This window comes from Acinetobacter sp. GD03645, from assembly GCF_029845285.1.
Lineage (GTDB): Bacteria > Pseudomonadota > Gammaproteobacteria > Pseudomonadales > Moraxellaceae > Acinetobacter > Acinetobacter corruptisaponis.
Genome location: NZ_JAOCLL010000028.1, coordinates 1 through 18195, shown reverse-complemented (window position 1 = coordinate 18195; position 18195 = coordinate 1). Strand labels below are relative to the sequence as shown.

The following is an 18195-nucleotide window of genomic DNA, read 5'->3' as shown; positions in this document are numbered from 1 at the left end:
TGGAGTATTTCCATGATTTTTCAATCCTTAGGACTAAATTTTTTTATACGCGCCCACCATTAAAATGGCCCGTGACTCAGCACGCGATCCTGCAACAACTGGTCAAGCTGCAACTGTCGCTGTGCATAGGCACGTTTCAGGCATGGTGTATTGGCCCCACAGGAGTTACGCTGCTTTAACCACTGGAACTGCTTATCCTTTTCTGCATCCCGCCCGCCCATTGGCAATGCATGCAGGATAATCTGATAGGTGGTTGCCAGTTTTACATCAGCATCATTCAGTCCAATATTCTGGCAGATTTGCTGTTCAGCTTTTAATTTGGCGGCTTTACAGGAAAAACTTGCCGCATGTGCCTGTGGCAAGGCCATTAAGGAAACCAATACTCCATAGGCCAGCAGTTTGTTCATACACTTTAATCCACATGACTTTAAATTATTTCCAGCATACAAAACTCCATGTTTTCAACCTGTATCTGTTTTATAGCCAAATTGCAAAATAAAAAAGCCTCGCGTAACTGCGAGGCTCTTCATGTAAATGCTGGGTTTAGAATTTATAACTATAGCCCAGTGTGTATACCATTGGATTAATATCCAAATCGGTGAGTTTGGTACCATTTATTTTTACTTCTGGGCTGAGCTGTGCATAACGCGCATCAAAGAACACACCCCAGTTTTTCGCATCGGCAGGTTGGAAAGTAAAACCCAACTGCCCAGCAAAACCAAAGTCTTCTTTTACTTTTACCTTATCCCCAGCCAAAGGACCGACACCTTTCTCATCCCATGCCACAAAAGCTGTACCACCTACCCCAATATATGGCGTAAAACCAGTTGCATTTTTAAAGTTATATTTTGCAGTGATGGTCGGTGGTAAATGTTTAAGCTTTGCCACCTTGGTGCCATCCAGACTCACATCATGTGAGATTGGAGTTGCCAGCAAGATTTCCGCAGAAAATGGCGTATCACCCAGAAAATATTCTACCGATGGGGTAAATGCATATTCATAATCTGCTTTTAAAGTTCCTAGTCCAGTGATTTTTGTCTCATCTGTGGGTGAAATTACACTGCCACCCACCTTAACCTGAAAACCGCCAGCAAATGCAGTTGAAGACAACCCCAATAATGTAATAACTAATAATTTTTTTAGCATTTAAAAAAACCTCTTTAATCAAAATTTCAACTTGTATTTAATAATAATCATGTCTTTTTATTTTATGCAATACATATTAATTCCGACCAATTTAATTATTTTTACAAACATCTGATTAACAACAATATAAATTTGTAAAGATATGTAATTATTTATAAATCAAACTAATTTACTAGGATTAACCAATTGAAAACCAAGTATTTTTATCAGAATTAACCAGCTTAAAGATATATTTAAAATAAATCTTTTAAAGTATACACTAAATAAATTTAGTTTTATTACAAAATAAAATGAGAACTTAATATAATAAACAGCAATAAAAGACAAAAAATGTCACTTTATTTCTTCCATGATAAATAAATAGCAATTATTCATATTAAGGTGGTTTAAAATAAATATAGTTATTATTTAATAAACATAATTATTGTATTTAATATAAGTGATATTTTATTATTTCTTAATATAAAAAATGGTTCCTTATGGAACCATTCTCTATTCATTATAAAACCATTGCGGCAATCCAGCCAAAAATGAGCAGCGGGATATTAAAGTGTATAAATGTTGGCACAACGGTATCCCAAATGTGATCATGTTGACCATCAACCCCCAAACCAGCCGTTGGCCCCAAGGTTGAATCAGAGGCAGGTGAACCCGCGTCCCCCAGTGCCGCCGCTGTTCCAATCAGCGCAATGGTGGCCAAAGGCGAGAAACCAAACTGTACACACAAAGGCACATAAATCACTGCCAGCACAGGCACACTTGAGAACGAAGAACCAATGCCAATGGTGACAAACAGACCAATAAACAGCATCAGGAATGCAGCCAATGCATGATTGTCACCAATGATGTGCACCACGCCATTCACCAAATGGTTAATATCACCAGTGTGGGTCATCACTGAGGCAAAACCCGCCGCCGAAATCATGATGAAGCCCACCAGCGCCATCATACGCATGCCCTGTACAAACACATCATCAGCATCCTGCCATTTAAAAATGCCAGATGCCGACAGCACCGCAAAGCCAACCAGACCGCCTAGAATCATTGAACCCGAATACAACTGTGCCACCAGGGTTAAGGCGATGGCAAGCAGGGCCATCAACATGGTTTTCTTCGAGATATAAGGTACATTTTCTGCTTCATGCCTGAGTTCTTCAGCATCCGCTTTCAAGTCATAATCCGACTGTGCAGTTGCCCGAAGTGGCTTGTCCAGGTCAATGGTGGTGACAGGGGTGATTGAGCGGTCAATATAGTCGCGGGGCTTGCGATAGCTGATAAACACCGCCACCAACGTACCGATCACCATGCCCAGCACAGGAATTACCATCCCCAATGGCATCATGCCACGCTCGACATGCAGCCCATAGGCCGCACCAATCTTGTTGATATTTCCCATCAGAATCTGTTCAAGGAAAATCGCACCAAAACCGACTGGCAGGAAAATATAGGTCCCAACCAGACCCAGCGTCAGTACACACGCCGCCGCCCGTCGATCCAGCTTTAGGTGGTTCATCACCTTTAATAATGGCGGCACCAATACTGGAATAAAGGCGATATGCACGGGGATCAGGTTCTGGGAGAAAATGGCTGCGATCAGTAAAATGGTCAATAAAAGATATTTCACCTTTTTTTCCTGACTTTTCCCCGCCTCCATGCCTAATAAACCAATCAGTTTATGGGCAAGTAAATCAGGCAGTCCTGATTTTGAAAGCGCCAAGGCAAAAGCACCGAGCACAGCATAGGCCAAGGCAACTTCAGCACCATCCCCCAGCCCTGCATTAAAGGCTTCGACCGTTTGAGAAAGGCTTAGACCTGCGACCAGACCGCCAATAATGGCAGAGACCACCAATGTGAGAACAACAGAAACGCGTGCCAGTGACAGGATAAACATCACGGCAATCGCAATGACGACAGCATTCATGAAAAAATTCAGGAGCAAAGAAAAGGCGATATTCTAGCAGATTCATGAAAACCTAGCTGAAAATATCGCCGAATTGTGATCGTTCTTATGTGATTTTTATTCTGAATAATGCGCTAAAGCCTTAGGCCGCCTGACGCTGGATAAATTGACGGATCAGTTCAGCAATCTTTTCTGGCTGGCTGAGTACTGCCCAGTGATTGGCATCCAGCTCGGTATATTCAAACTTCTCCACCCATTTTGGCATGGATTCCGTAATGTATTCAGGACTGACAAACGCGTCGCGCTTTAACACAATTGCCTGTACAGGACACTGTGCATAACGCTGGCGTGGCTGGGTCAAGGATGGAATAAAGTTGGCACGGTACAGGTTAATTCCATATTTACCATCCGCCACAATATTGGCATTCAATGGTAGATCCTGTTTTTTCTCCAGACCACTTAAAATCTTGCCCCATTTCTCTGGACTAAAGAATGTCCATACTGTTGGTGCAAGCAATGGTAAATGGAATGCACCGATGTACCATGATTTAGTCAGCATCTTCAAGACATTGCTTGGAGCAGACTTAAATTTCTCACGTAGATACAGAGAGGCGTGGTCCAGACAAGGTCCTGAAATGGTGGTATAGGACAATAAGCGACCTTTTAATTTTGGCTCAGTTGCCGATTCCCAAGACTGTAGAGAACCCCAGTCATGCGCTGCCATATGGAAACTACGGTTTGGCAGAACCTGATCAACCACTTCCTGCAAATCCAGCGATAAACGTGGTAAACGATAATCCTTGATGCGTTTAGGAATGGAAGATAGCCCTGCACCACGAACATCGTAGGTCACGACAAAATAGTCATTTACCAACTTCTCAATAATCGGTTCCCATACTTCCTGATTGTCTGGATAGCCATGTACCAGCACCAATGGTGTCTTTTTCTCATCACCCCATGTTTTGACACAAAGTGTTTGCTGATCAGATGTGGTGACGGTTTTTACTTGTACTTGCATAATTCCTTCCCATTTTGTTTTCAGTCGGCATGGTCATAAAACAGCCATTGCCAGCGATACAATAAAAATGATACTTATGGAGTATGAATAGAGTTGCAAGAAAAAAAATTGACCATGAAAGACATTTTCAAAAAAATTCGAACCATTCCTGTGGTTTCCAAATTTATGATCAACCACTACTCCCCTTACCGTGGTGCAGGAATCGCAATTGAAACCATTGATCTGGACAATTACCACATCCGTGTCAAAATGCCGCTCACCCGAAAAAACCGTAACATTGTTGGGACACATTTTGGTGGCAGTTTATATTCAATGGTTGACCCATTTTATATGCTGATCCTGATGCACCATTTAGGCCATAAATACATTGTGTGGGATAAAAGTGCCTCGATTAATTTCCTGTCACCAGGTCGCAGCACCGTCTATGCGGATATACAGCTCAGTGCCACTGAAATTGCGGAAATTAAGCAACTGGCTGAAAATCATGAATCTGTGTTTCGAAACTATACATTGAATATTGTGGATGATGCGGGAACGCGAATTGCAGAAGTTGAAAAGGTTTTATACATCCGTCGTAAGAAACCCAAAGCCAGCTCTTAACCCGTCTTTTTTCAAATAAAATGCCTGCAATCAGTTGCAGGCATTTTTAAATCAATCAGATAAAACTTATTTTTTCTTCTCCTGAATGGCTGCACCAGCACCACCACCGATTGCGCCACCAATCGCAGCACCAGAATCACCACCAAAGATTGATTTACCGATTACGGAACCAATACCTGCACCAATGGCACTGCTTGTGGTTGAGTTGCTGCTGCCACCCTTGGCGTTTGCACCCACACCTGCGCCCGCTGCCGCACCAACGCCTGCACCAAGGCCACCACCCACATGGTTACCTACACCACCACCGACAGCACCACCAAGCGCCGCCGCACCAATACGCTGGTCAGATGGGGTCATATTCTGGCAGCCTGTAAACATCACTGCTGATAACATCAAAGTAGAAACTAAACCCATTGTTTTTTTCATGACTATGCTCACTCCTGTTCGGTTCTACTAAAAAGCATAATCTTCTTTTATGTGGAGTTTGATCTTATTGTGTTATTAGAATGTCCCAATCGATTAATGTTTTGTAAAGACTATCCATTTTTTATCATCATTAAATTGACGCTTTAAATGACAAAAAGAAGCCCTTATCCTAGACAAGGGCTTCTTCCTAATTTTTAAACAATACTTGGCGTACTTCTAAATTCTAGTATTTAGTATTTGCCTTTTTTCTCACCATACGCTGCGCCAGCACTACCGCCCAGTGCGCCACCTACCGCAGCACCAGCCTCTCCCCCCAGGACCGCACCACCCAGAGCCGCACCCACACCAGCACCAATCGCACTGTTTCTGGTGTTTTTACTATTCGCACCTTTTGCATTGGCAGCAACACCAGCACCAATCGCCGCACCAAGTCCAGCGCCAATATTACCGCCTAAACCTTTTCCGACAGCACCACCTGCACCACCACCAATGGCAGCTGAACCAATACGCTTATTTTCTGGACTTACATTTTGGCAACCCACAAACAATGTGGTTGACATTAGACCAACACCCGCAATCATCATCATTTTTTTCATTAGAACTTCTCCTCTCTCAATTGAACGTAGCATAGACTGCTTTCATGAAGCATTTACCTTGATTAAGTAATCAAGTGCTGATGCTGTAATGTGTTTTTGTAACATTTGCTTGTTTTTTCGACAAAAAAGGCACCGCAAGGTGCCTTCTTTGATTTGCTGGAACTTAGAACTGGTCTGAGTTCAACGCTTGACTAAATGCCTGATCAACTTCACTGAAATCGTTGTGAAGTTCAAATTCAGCAGCTTCCGCTTCCTGACGACGACGCTCTAGGTGATATGCAAGACCTGTACCCGCTGGGATCAAACGACCCACAACAACGTTTTCTTTCAAGCCACGTAAGTCATCTTCTTTACCTGTTACAGCCGCTTCAGTTAACACACGGGTTGTTTCCTGGAACGATGCAGCAGAGATAAACGAGTCAGTAGAAAGCGATGCTTTGGTGATACCCATCAACTGACGTTCAAACTTCGCAGGGAACTTGTTCTGAGCCAAGACAGCCTGGTTCTCCTGAACAACACGGATGTAATCCACTTGCTCGCCCTTGATGAAGCTTGTGTCACCACCATCAGTGATATCAACTTTACGCAACATTTGACGTACCACGACTTCAATGTGCTTATCGTTGATTTTTACACCTTGCAGACGGTAAACGTCCTGAACTTCGTTCACGATGTAGTTGGTCAATGCCACTTCGCCTTTCAAGCGTAAGATGTCGTGTGGGTTTTGTGGACCATCAGAAATAGTCTCACCACGGTTGACATGCTCACCTTCGAACACGTTGATTTGACGCCATTTTGGAATCAATTCTTCATAGATCTCAGAACCATCATCTGGTGTGATCACTAAACGGTTCTTACCTTTGGTCTCTTTACCGAAGCTCACGATACCAGACACTTCTGCCAAGATCGCATGTTCTTTCGGTTTACGTGCTTCGAACAAGTCAGCTACGCGTGGCAGACCACCCGTAATGTCACGGGTACGTGAAGATTCCTGTGGTACACGACCAATGACATCACCCACACCAATCGTTTCACCATCACGCACCGTAACGATGGTGTTTTGTGGTAGGAAGTAGAACTGTTCGCCGCCATCAGTTGTATCCAACACGATTGCAGGACGTAAATCTTTACCAGAAGCAGGACGTGCTGTTACAGGCAAGATTTCAACAGTGGTCATACCTGTTGCATCATCTGTCTTAGAGGTTGCAGTTACACCATCAGCGATCTGGCTGAAACGTGCCTTACCTGCAACTTCGGTAACGAGTGGATGTGTATGTGGATCCCAAGTCGCCACGATACCACCAGCTTCCACAGATTCACCATCTTTCAACAAGATGCTTGCACCGTAAGGAAGTTTATAACGCTCGCGCTCACGTCCCAAGTCATCCGCAATACCAATTTCACCTGAACGTGAAACGGATACCAAGTGACCTTTGGCATGTTGTACAGTTTTCACGTTGTGGAAACGTACAGTACCTTTGTTACGGACTTGAACACTGTTCGCAGCAGAGGTTCGGCTCGCAGCACCCCCCACGTGGAACGTACGCATGGTTAACTGTGTACCTGGCTCACCAATTGACTGTGCAGCCATTACACCAACAGATTCACCTGGGTTCACCAAGTGACCACGTGCAAGGTCACGGCCGTAACATTTCGCACATACGCCAAATGTAGATTCACACGCAATAACTGAACGAACTTTAACTTCATCGACACCCGCTTCTTCAAGCTGGGCAGCGATTTTCTCGTCAATTAAGGTACCACGAGGAAGTACAACTTCATCATCAGATGCACGACGTACGTCTTCCGCAGTTACACGACCCAATACACGATCGCGTAATGGTTCAATCACGTCACCACCCTGAATGAATGGTGTCATCACCAAGCCGCCAGCTGTACCACAATCAGATTCAGTAATAACCAAATCTTGAGCCACGTCTACAAGACGACGGGTCAGATAACCAGAGTTCGCTGTTTTCAATGCGGTATCGGCCAAACCTTTACGCGCACCGTGTGTCGAGATGAAGTACTGAAGTACAGTCAAACCTTCACGGAAGTTTGCCTTAATTGGTGTCTCAATGATCGAACCATCTGGTTTCGCCATCAAGCCACGCATACCAGCAAGCTGACGGATCTGCGCTGCACTACCACGGGCACCCGAGTCAGACATCATATAAATCGAGTTGAATGATTTCTGTTTCTCATCTTCACCCTGCTTGTTTTTCACAAGGGTATAAGACAAGTTGTCCATCATCGCTTTCGCAACCTGGTCATTGGTACGTGCCCAGATATCGACAACCTTGTTATAACGCTCACCCGCAGTTACGAAACCTTGCTCAAACTGTTGTTCGATTTCACGAACCTCAGTTTCCGCCTTGTCAATAATGACCTGTTTGGTTGGCGGAATCAGCATGTCTTCCATACCGACGGACACACCTGAACGCGTCGCTTGACGGAAGCCCAAATACATCAACTGGTCAGCGAAAATAACGGTGTCTTTCAAACCAAGCTTACGATAGCAAGAGTTGATTAACTTCGAGATGTTTTTCTTGGTCATCTCAAGGTTGATCATGTCAAAGCTTAAGCCTTGTGGAACCACTTCCCACAACAGGCAGCGGCCTGGGGTGGTATCAACAATAATGGTCTGCTTTTCACGATGACCATTTTCATCAATCACGGTTTGATGTACACGTACTTTGACACGCGCATGAATATTCACTTTACCTGTTGCCAAGGCACGGTTCACTTCATGCGTATCCGCAAACACCATGCCCTCACCCTTGGCATTTACCGCATCACGGGTGATGTAGTAAAGACCCAGGACCACGTCCTGAGAAGGTACAATGATCGGCTCACCATTTGCAGGTGACAGGATGTTGTTGGTTGACATCATCAATGCACGTGCTTCTAGCTGTGCTTCCAATGTCAATGGAACGTGTACCGCCATTTGGTCACCATCGAAGTCGGCGTTGAACGCGGCACATACGAGTGGGTGAAGACGGATTGCCTTACCTTCAATCAGGATCGGTTCAAATGCCTGAAGACCTAGACGGTGAAGAGTTGGCGCACGGTTCAACATCACTGGATGTTGACGAATCACAGATGCTAGAACATCCCAAACTTCTGGTGTCTCACGCTCAACCATTTTCTTCGCAGCTTTAATGGTTGTTGCCTGACCAGAGGCTTGTAGTTTCGCGAAAATAAATGGCTTGAACAGTTCAAGTGCCATTTTCTTTGGAAGACCACACTGGTGCAGACGTAAAGTAGGACCTACGGTAATCACCGAACGACCAGAATAGTCAACACGTTTACCAAGCAAGTTCTGACGGAAACGACCTTGTTTACCCTTGATCATGTCTGCCAAAGATTTCAATGGACGTTTGTTTGAACCTGTAATCGCACGGCCACGACGACCATTATCCAGCAACGCATCTACAGATTCCTGCAACATACGTTTTTCGTTACGTACGATAATGTCTGGCGCTGCAAGGTCAAGAAGACGCTTCAAACGGTTGTTACGGTTGATCACACGACGGTATAGGTCGTTCAGGTCTGAAGTCGCGAAACGACCACCTTCAAGTGGTACCAACGGACGCAAGTCTGGTGGAAGTACTGGCAGTACATTCATCACCATCCATTCAGGCTTGTTGTTTGATTCCTTGAACGCTTCCATCAATTTCAAACGCTTAGACGCTTTTTTAAGTTTCGTCTCAGAGGTTGTTTGAGGAATTTCTTCACGTAAACGTGCAATTTCCGCTTCAAGGTCGATGTCTTTTAACAAATCCTGAACTGCTTCCGCACCCATTTTCGCAGTGAATTCATCACCATGTTCTTCAAGTGCATTGTAGTATTCTTCATCCGTTAAAAGTTGATACTTTTCAAACGGGGTCATACCAGGATCAGTCACCACATAAGATTCGAAATACAATACACGCTCGATATCACGTAATGTCATATCAAGAAGCAAGCCAATACGGCTCGGTAATGATTTCAGGAACCAGATGTGTGCAACTGGAGATGCAAGTTCGATGTGACCCATACGCTCACGACGAACTTTGGCGGTTGTTACCTCAACGCCACATTTTTCACAAATGACACCTTTGTATTTCATACGCTTGTATTTACCACACAAGCATTCATAATCTTTTACTGGACCAAAGATCTTGGCACAGAACAAACCGTCACGTTCAGGTTTAAAAGTACGGTAGTTAATGGTTTCAGGCTTTTTAACTTCACCGTGAGACCATGACTTAATCATCTCTGGTGACGCAAGACCAATACGGATACGGTCAAATTCAACTGGTGTATGACCATCTGAATCCGTTTTCTTACGCATGATATCGAGCAAGTCTTTCAATTTTTTTCTCCGTGTGTCGGGGAGCCAGGCCCACCCGACTGGGTCACAAATATTGTTTTTTAACTGAAAAATCCTCCTTTATAAAAGGAGGGCTTTTCCCCTCTCCGTGAAGAGGGGTTAAGGGAGAGTCTTAGTCACCATTTTTCAGTTCAATGTTGATACCTAAAGAACGGATCTCTTTGGTCAATACGTTGAACGATTCAGGCATACCTGGGTCCATATAATGGTTGCCATCTACAATGTTCTTATAGATGCGGGTACGGCCTTCAACGTCATCCGACTTAACAGTAAGCATCTCCTGAAGGGTATATGCTGCACCGTATGCTTCCAGTGCCCATACTTCCATCTCACCGAAACGCTGACCACCGAACTGTGCCTTACCACCCAACGGCTGCTGAGTTACAAGTGAGTAAGAACCCGTTGAACGCGCATGCATCTTGTCATCAACCAAGTGGTTCAATTTGAGCATGTACATGTAGCCCACAGTGACAGGACGGTCAAACTGCTCGCCTGTACGTCCATCAAACAATACCGTTTGACCAGAACGTGGCAATTCAGCAAGTTCAAGCAATTCCTTGATCTGACTTTCTTCTGCACCATCAAATACTGGGGTTGCTAAAGGCACACCTGCACGCAGGTTGCCCGCAAGTTTCAAGACTTCTTCATCAGTCAGGCTATCAAGCTCTTCCTGCTCGCCACCCACCTTGTTGTAAATCTTGTCAAGGAACACACGCAATTCTGCAACCGCACGTTGCTGTTGCAGCATCTTGTCAATTTGCTCACCCAAACCTTTGGCTGCCATACCCAAGTGAGTCTCAAGAATCTGACCTACGTTCATACGAGATGGTACGCCCAATGGATTCAGTACGATGTCAACAGGTACACCATTGATATCATGCGGCATGTCTTCAACAGGCAGGATGTTTGATACAACACCCTTGTTACCGTGACGACCCGCCATCTTGTCACCAGGCTGGATACGACGTTTAACTGCAAGGTAAACCTTAACAACTTTCAATACGCCAGTTGTTAACTCATCACCTGTGGAAAGTTTACGTTTCTTCTCAGCAAACTTCTCATCAATCTCGTAGCTCTTCTCTTTCAGGAATACCTGAATTTGAGTTAAGCGTTCAGCAATTGCTTCATCATTTGGCTGGATTTCAAGTAGATCAACCAATTCCAAACCAGACAACACATCTTCAGAAAGCTTGTCACCACGTTTGGTTGTACCACCACCGTTAGATTCCTGACCTTTCAACAAACGAACAATACGTTCACGTGCTGCTTCTTCGAAGATTTTGTATTCTTCTTTCAAGTCTTTACGGTATGCATCAAGCTGAGCTTTTTCAATTGCCTGCGCACGTTCATCTTTTTCCAGACCATCACGTGTGAAGACCTGAACGTCGATCACCGTACCTTTCGTGCCAGATGGAACACGTAAAGATGAATCTTTAACGTCAGCCGCTTTTTCACCAAAGATTGCGCGAAGCAGTTTTTCTTCAGGGGTTAACTGAGTTTCACCTTTAGGCGTTACCTTACCAACAAGGATGTCACCCGCAGTCACTTCAGCACCGATATAAACAATACCTGATTCATCCAGTTTAGACAGCGCAGCTTCACCGACGTTAGGAATATCGGCAGTAATTTCTTCTGCACCTAACTTGGTATCACGCGCTACACATGACAATTCCTGAATGTGAATCGAAGTCAAACGGTCTTCTTGAAGTACACGCTCAGAAAGCAGGATCGAGTCTTCATAGTTATAACCGTTCCATGTCATGAACGCGACACGCATGTTTTGACCCAGCGCAAGTTCACCCATGTCAGTCGATGGACCGTCAGCCAGGATATCACCACGAGCAACTTTGTCGCCCAGGTTCACGATGACATTTTGGTTAATACAGGTATTCTGGTTTGAACGTGTATATTTGATCAGGTTGTAGATGTCTACACCTGCTTCACCCGCGATCATTTCATCTTCGTTGACACGAATCACGATACGAGATGCATCAACATATTCAATCGCACCACCGCGGTTGGCGATTACACACACACCTGAGTCACGTGCTACGTTTGCTTCCATACCTGTACCAACAAGCGGCTTGTCAGCACGCAATGTAGGAACAGCCTGACGTTGCATGTTCGAACCCATCAAGGCACGGTTCGCGTCATCGTGTTCAAGGAATGGAATCAATGATGCCGCAACTGAAACAACCTGCTGTGCAGAAACGTCCATATGGGTGACGCGCTCAGGCGACATACGTACGAATTCACCTTGATGACGGACAGAAACCATTTCTTCAGTCAGGTTGCCATCTTTATCAACAGCGGAGTCAGCCTGTGCAATGACAGTACCCACTTCTTCAATTGCAGATAGATATTCAACATCATCCGTTACACGGCCATCTACAACTTTACGATACGGTGTTTCCAGGAAACCAAAGTCGTTTGCTTTAGCATATACAGAAAGCGAGTTGATCAAGCCAATGTTTGGACCTTCAGGCGTTTCAATTGGACAAACACGACCGTAGTGAGTTTGATGTACGTCACGTACTTCAAAGCCCGCGCGTTCACGTGTCAAACCACCAGGACCAAGCGCAGATACACGACGTTTGTGTGTAATCTCAGACAATGGGTTGTTTTGGTCCATGAACTGAGATAATTGGCTTGAACCAAAGAATTCCTTGATTGCAGCAGCAACTGGTTTTGCGTTGATCAAATCTTGCGGAGACAGGTTATCTGTTTCTGCCTGGCTTAAACGCTCTTTAACAGCGCGTTCAACACGAACCAGACCCACACGGAACTGGTTCTCTGTCATTTCCCCCACAGAACGCACACGACGGTTACCCAAGTGGTCGATATCATCGACTTCACCTTTACCGTTACGGATTTCAACCAATGTACGCAGTACATCAATGATATCTTCGTGCGATAAAATACCTTCAACTTCACGCGACTTCTGATCTGTACCCACTTCGTAAGGACGACCCAAACGACGGTTGAACTTCATACGACCCACTGGAGAAAGGTCATAACGCTCAGAAGAGAAGAACAGATTGTTGAATAAGTTTTCAGCAGCTTCTTTCGTTGGCGGCTCGCCTGGACGCATGACTTTATAGATTTCAACCAGCGCTTCTTCACGGCCTGTTGTGGTATCCGCACGCAATGTATCTGCAACAAAAGGACCACGGTCGATGTCGTTGGTGAATAGGATGTTAAACTGCTTCACACCACCTTCAGCGATCTTCACCATGATGTCATGGCTAAGCACGGTATTGGCAGGAATCACATCACCACTTTTCAGTGTAATGTCTTCAGCAGTAATACGCTCATATAAATATTCATCAGGTACAGAAAGCTTCGCCAGGTTAGCTGCTTCCATTTGACGTACGTGACGTGCATTAATACGTTTACCTTGTTCAACGATTGCTTTGCCATCATTGTCCAGGATATCAAATTGCGCCATTTCACCACGCAGGCGATCTGGAACCAGGTCAATTTGATAGCTACCCATATCAAGATATACAGGTACTTTTTCATAGAACAAATTCAGGATTTGTTCATTGCTATAATTCAAGGCACGTAAGATCACAGTCGCCAATAATTTACGACGACGGTCAATACGTACGAACACCAGGTCTTTTGCATCAAATTCAAAGTCTAACCATGAACCACGGTAAGGAATGATACGTGCTGAATACAACACTTTACCGCTTGAGTGGGTTTTACCCTTGTCATGGTCAAAGAACACGCCTGGTGAACGGTGTAACTGAGATACGATCACACGCTCAGTACCGTTAATCACGAACGTACCGTTATCGGTCATGAGTGGCATTTCACCCATGTAAACTTCTTGTTCACGAACGTCTTTAATTGATTTCGTTTCACGATCCTTGATGATCAAACGAATCTTTACGCGCATTGGTGCCGCATAAGTTGAACCACGTAAAATACATTCACGTACGTCAAACTCTGGTTTACCAAGGCTATACTCAACAAATTCTAAAGCAGCATTGCCAGAATAACTTTCAATAGGAAAAACTGAACGAAATGCGGCTTGGAGACCGATATCTTCGCGATTTTTTGGAGTTTTGCCGCCTTGTAGGAATGTACGGTACGAATCGACCTGAATCGATAGTAAGTACGGTGCTTCCATTACATGGGGCAATTTACCAAAATTCTTACGGATCCGTTTCTTTTCGGTATATGAGTATGCCATCTGGAGTCCTCGGAAAGTAAACCAATCCCGCCTGCAGAACGGGTTTGGAAAGAATTACGCAGGCCGATATGGCCACCACTGTTTACAAATGCTGCAATTTTTAGTGGTATTAAAACGCTTAACAATATTTTTATAGGCAAAAAAATATTGGTAAGCATTTGATATTTCATCGTTTATCTAAAAAATACGTTCAAAAACCGTAAAACTAACAAAAAACGAGCCGATTATTGTAACGCAAAAAGGCTGATGACCCAAGAGCCATCAGCCATTTTTTGGAGCCGATTATCAAAAATAATCGACTCCCTACAGCATTACTTAAGTGTAACTGTAGCACCAGCTTCTTCAAGCTTCTTCTTAAGCTCTTCGCCTTCTTCTTTAGAAACGCCTTCTTTAAGAACAGCAGGAGCGCCTTCAACAAGATCTTTCGCTTCTTTAAGACCAAGGCCAGTTGCTTCACGAACTGCTTTAATTACAGCAACTTTGTTCGCGCCGAAAGAAGTCAACTCAACGTTGAATTCAGTTTGTTCTTCAACAGCAGCAGCAGCGCCTGGAGCAGCAGCAACAGCAACAGCGGCAGCAGATACGTTAAATTTCTCTTCGAAAGCAGAGATTAATTCAACAAGTTCAAGAACAGTTTTTTCAGCAACTGCGTTTAAGATTTCTTCGTTTGTTAAAGCCATGAGAATAACTCCAAATGGATATTGAATGGTGTGAAAATAGGATTAAGCCGCTTCTGACTCGTTTTTCTCTTTGAGCGCTGTAATAAGGCGACCCAATTTCGAAATAGGAGCTTGAAGAACAGACGCGAGCATAGTAAGCGCTTTTTCTTGGTTCGGAAGGTTTGCAATTACGCTAACGTCAGCACCTTGATAAACCTTACCGTCAAATGCGGCAGCTTTAAGTTCAAATGCTTTGTTAGTTTTCGCAAATTCTTCGAACAAGCGTGCAGCTGCACCCATGTCATCTTCAGAAGTTGAGAAACCGAGAATGGTTGGGCCAACAAGGTTGTCATTTAAGATATCGAATTGAGTACCTTCTAATGCGCGCTTAGCCAAAGTATTACGTACGATACGCGTTGTAACACCCAACTTACGAGCTTCAACACGAAGTTGTGTCAACTGCTCTACGCTTGAACCTTGATAGTTAGCCACAACAACAGAAAACGCTTTAGAAGCAACTTCGCTTACTTCTGCAACGATCTGTTTTTTGCCTTCGATAAGAAGAGCCATTGTAAAACCTCCTAACGGTGATTTATGCACCCATACAGGCACACTCCCAATTCGTAAGCCTTTCGACTTACACGTGGAGGAGGAACAAATCACACCACCACGTCTACTCAGACTGGATTTTTAAGAAAAGTGTCCAAGAACACTTCTCGCCTGAGGTCTTTGACGCTGATAAATATTCATTTACCAATTCAAAGTTTGCTCAGACCCTCTTTCAACAAAAGAGCCCGAGGCTTTAAAATTCTGTCTAATTACTTAGAAACGTTGTTTACGTCAACAGTAAGACCTGGGCCCATAGTCGAGCTTAAAGTGATCTTCTTAACGTATACACCTTTAGAGGTTGCAGGTTTTAAACGTTTCAAGTCTGCAATTAAAGTCTCAACGTTTTGACGTACAGCTTCTTCGCTAAAGCCAAGCTGACCAATCGCAGCGTGGATGATACCCGCTTTGTCTACACGGTAACGTGCCTGACCAGATTTGGCATTCTTAACCGCGTTCGCAACGTCAGGCGTTACTGTACCCACTTTAGGGTTTGGCATTAAGCCACGTGGACCAAGAATCGTACCTAGCTTACCTACAACGCGCATTGCATCTGGAGCAGCAATCACCACGTCAAAGTCAAGGTTTCCACCCTGGATGCTTTCAGCAAGGTCATCAAAACCAACGATGTCCGCACCAGCATCTTTCGCAGCTTCAGCAGCAGCGCCCTGAGCAAACACTGCAACACGCACAGTTTTACCAGTACCCGCAGGCAAAGTTGTCGCACCACGAACAACCTGGTCAGATTTACGAGGGTCTACGCCAAGGTTTACAGAGATGTCCAAAGATTCCTTGAACTTCGCAGCTGGAAGGCTGTTAAGAACTTGTACCGCTTCTTCCAAAGTGTAAACTTTGTTTGCTTCAACAGCAGCAGCAATGGCTTTTTGACGTTTAGTTAACTTTGCCATGTCTTATAGCTCCACTTCCAAGCCCATAGAACGTGCAGAACCAGCAATGGTACGCACACGAGCGTCTAAGTCAGCACCAGTTAAGTCTGGTTCTTTAGTAGTCGCGATTTCTTCTAACTGAGCACGGGTCAACTTACCAACTTTGGTTTTGTTCGGTACAGAAGAACCCTTTTGAATACCAGCAGCTTTCTTGAGAAGAATAGATGCAGGTGGAGTTTTCATGATGAAAGTGAACGACTTATCGTTGTACACAGTGATCACGACAGGAATTGGCAAACCAACTTCAAGTTTTTGTGTAGCAGCATTGAATTCTTTACAGAATGCCATGATGTTTACACCACGTTGACCTAAAGCAGGACCAATTGGTGGAGATGGATTCGCTTTACCAGCTGGAACTTGCAGCTTGATATAGCCGTCAATCTTCTTAGCCATTGAAAATTACCTCTGGGTACAGACGCCGCTAGGCTCCCCAAAAAATTAAACAACACCGAAGTGTTAGAACAACAATGCCCGATCAGATCGGGCGCTTATCAACCTACACAGATTAAATCGTTTTTTCGACTTGGCGAAACTCGAGTTCAACCTGGGTTGGTCGATTGAATACATTAATTGTCAACGTTAAACGTGACTTCTCGTATTGTACTTCCTCCACGACCCCTTTAAAGTCAGTGAACGGACCATCAATAACAAGCAATTCTTCACCTGGTTCAAACATCGTCTTAGGACGTGGTGCCTCACCAGTGTTACGTACACGCGCAAGAATCGCATCAGCTTCACGTTGTGAGATGGGTGCTGGCTTTTCTGGTGTACCACCGATAAAACCAAGAACCTTTGGACATTCTTTTACAATGTGCCAGGTATCATCATTCATTTCCATTTCGACCAATACATAGCCTGGAAAGAACTTACGCTCAGACTTACGCTTCTTGCCATCCTTCATTTCAACTACTTCTTCAGTAGGAACAAGGACTTCACCAAAGCTATCAGCAACAGTGCTGCGCTGGATTCGGTCATTCAGTGAACGCATCACTTGCTTTTCAAAACCTGAATAGGCATGAATAATATACCAACGTTTCATCGCACTCTTACCCGATAATTAACTTAATAAACCAACCTAACCCGTAATCGAAACACCATAAAACCAATGATGCAACAATCACAACCAAAAGCACTTGCCACGATGTCGTGATCGTCTCTTGTTTTGTTGGCCAGGTCACTCGACGCAGTTCAATTCGCGCATCCTGCAATAAACGCACAAAGCCTTTACCTTGATGGGTGGCGTATAATAAACCTAAAGCGACCACGACACAAGCCAAAATTACCCCAATACGCACCCAAATATCATTTGCTGGTGCCCAGTAGGCAGGTAAATGCTGATTCACCAATGCTGAACCGATCAATAAGGCAATCGCAATCAACCACAGGACAGCATCCAGTGGAGAACCTGAACCAACAACTTCTACAGCATTATTTCTTTGAGGGATTGGCGCGTCGCTTAATGCGTCACGCGATTTATCATTCGACATTTTTTTACTCGTCGTAGAATTCGCGACTTATTATATGACAACTTAGCCAGAATCAAGCTTTTTTATTTAAAAAAAGTGGCAGGCCAGGAGGGACTCGAACCCCCAACATTCGGTTTTGGAGACCGACGCTCTACCAATTGAACTACTAGCCTATGATGCAAATCGAAAGCCGAAGCTTTCGATTTGAGTCTAACACAGTATGGAGCTTATGCAGTTACTTTCGCAACAACACCT

15 protein-coding genes and 1 tRNA gene are annotated in these 18195 nt (G+C 44.4%); 1 reads left to right on the top strand and 15 read right to left on the bottom strand.

Annotated features, from left to right (window positions below):
- Nucleotides 1-59 precede the first annotated feature (59 nt).
- The 4 genes from N5J47_RS16900 to N5J47_RS16885 all read right to left on the bottom strand — a co-directional run bounded on the left by N5J47_RS16900 (nt 60) and on the right by N5J47_RS16885 (nt 4064).
- Nucleotides 60-407, bottom strand: coding sequence for a hypothetical protein (locus tag N5J47_RS16900; protein WP_279961154.1), 348 nt, complete (start codon nt 405-407; stop codon nt 60-62).
- A 136-nt stretch (nt 408-543) separates the two neighbouring features.
- Nucleotides 544-1146, bottom strand: coding sequence for an OmpW family outer membrane protein (locus N5J47_RS16895; protein ID WP_267981512.1), 603 nt, complete (start codon nt 1144-1146; stop codon nt 544-546).
- Nucleotides 1147-1645: 499 nt separating this feature from the next.
- Nucleotides 1646-3067, bottom strand: a complete 1422-nt coding sequence (locus N5J47_RS16890; RefSeq protein WP_279961153.1) for a Na+/H+ antiporter NhaC family protein — start codon at nt 3065-3067, stop codon at nt 1646-1648.
- A 121-nt stretch (nt 3068-3188) separates the two neighbouring features.
- Nucleotides 3189-4064: an alpha/beta fold hydrolase gene (locus N5J47_RS16885; protein WP_267981514.1), complete on the bottom strand. Its 876-nt coding sequence runs from the start codon at nt 4062-4064 to the stop codon at nt 3189-3191.
- A gap of 93 nt (nt 4065-4157) precedes the next feature.
- On the opposite strand from N5J47_RS16885, the gene N5J47_RS16880 reads away from it, so the two are divergent.
- Nucleotides 4158-4664: a DUF4442 domain-containing protein gene (locus N5J47_RS16880; protein ID WP_279961152.1), complete on the top strand. Its 507-nt coding sequence runs from the start codon at nt 4158-4160 to the stop codon at nt 4662-4664.
- A gap of 66 nt (nt 4665-4730) precedes the next feature.
- Here N5J47_RS16880 and N5J47_RS16875 read toward each other — a convergent pair whose 3' ends face one another.
- The 11 genes from N5J47_RS16875 to N5J47_RS16825 all read right to left on the bottom strand — a co-directional run bounded on the left by N5J47_RS16875 (nt 4731) and on the right by N5J47_RS16825 (nt 18113).
- Nucleotides 4731-5090, bottom strand: a complete 360-nt coding sequence (locus tag N5J47_RS16875; protein ID WP_279961151.1) for a YMGG-like glycine zipper-containing protein — start codon at nt 5088-5090, stop codon at nt 4731-4733.
- A gap of 230 nt (nt 5091-5320) precedes the next feature.
- A complete protein-coding gene (locus N5J47_RS16870) occupies nt 5321-5686 on the bottom strand; it encodes a DNA transfer protein p32 (protein ID WP_279961150.1) in 366 nt (121 codons plus the stop codon).
- 163 nt (nt 5687-5849) lie between these two features.
- Nucleotides 5850-10043 (bottom strand): DNA-directed RNA polymerase subunit beta', encoded by a 4194-nt coding sequence (gene rpoC / locus N5J47_RS16865; protein WP_279961149.1) that lies wholly within the window; start codon nt 10041-10043, stop codon nt 5850-5852.
- 130 nt (nt 10044-10173) lie between these two features.
- Nucleotides 10174-14262 (bottom strand): DNA-directed RNA polymerase subunit beta, encoded by a 4089-nt coding sequence (gene rpoB / locus N5J47_RS16860; RefSeq protein WP_279961148.1) that lies wholly within the window; start codon nt 14260-14262, stop codon nt 10174-10176.
- Between the two features lie 311 nt (nt 14263-14573).
- Nucleotides 14574-14942, bottom strand: coding sequence for a 50S ribosomal protein L7/L12 (gene rplL, locus N5J47_RS16855; RefSeq protein WP_087543097.1), 369 nt, complete (start codon nt 14940-14942; stop codon nt 14574-14576).
- Between the two features lie 42 nt (nt 14943-14984).
- The gene (rplJ, locus tag N5J47_RS16850) at nt 14985-15491 is read right to left on the bottom strand and encodes a 50S ribosomal protein L10 (RefSeq protein ID WP_005163057.1); all 507 of its coding nucleotides are present in this window, start codon (nt 15489-15491) and stop codon (nt 14985-14987) included.
- A gap of 248 nt (nt 15492-15739) precedes the next feature.
- Nucleotides 15740-16435: a 50S ribosomal protein L1 gene (gene rplA / locus N5J47_RS16845; RefSeq protein WP_279961147.1), complete on the bottom strand. Its 696-nt coding sequence runs from the start codon at nt 16433-16435 to the stop codon at nt 15740-15742.
- Nucleotides 16436-16438: 3 nt separating this feature from the next.
- Nucleotides 16439-16867 (bottom strand): 50S ribosomal protein L11, encoded by a 429-nt coding sequence (gene rplK / locus N5J47_RS16840; RefSeq protein ID WP_004637639.1) that lies wholly within the window; start codon nt 16865-16867, stop codon nt 16439-16441.
- Between the two features lie 112 nt (nt 16868-16979).
- Nucleotides 16980-17513 carry a transcription termination/antitermination protein NusG gene (gene nusG / locus N5J47_RS16835; protein WP_241335825.1) on the bottom strand — a complete coding sequence of 178 codons (534 nt, stop codon included), beginning with the start codon at nt 17511-17513 and terminating at the stop codon, nt 16980-16982.
- 7 nt (nt 17514-17520) lie between these two features.
- Nucleotides 17521-17961 carry a preprotein translocase subunit SecE gene (secE, locus tag N5J47_RS16830; protein WP_267981522.1) on the bottom strand — a complete coding sequence of 147 codons (441 nt, stop codon included), beginning with the start codon at nt 17959-17961 and terminating at the stop codon, nt 17521-17523.
- A 76-nt stretch (nt 17962-18037) separates the two neighbouring features.
- A tRNA-Trp gene (locus tag N5J47_RS16825) sits at nt 18038-18113 on the bottom strand.
- Nucleotides 18114-18195: the final 82 nt, after the last annotated feature.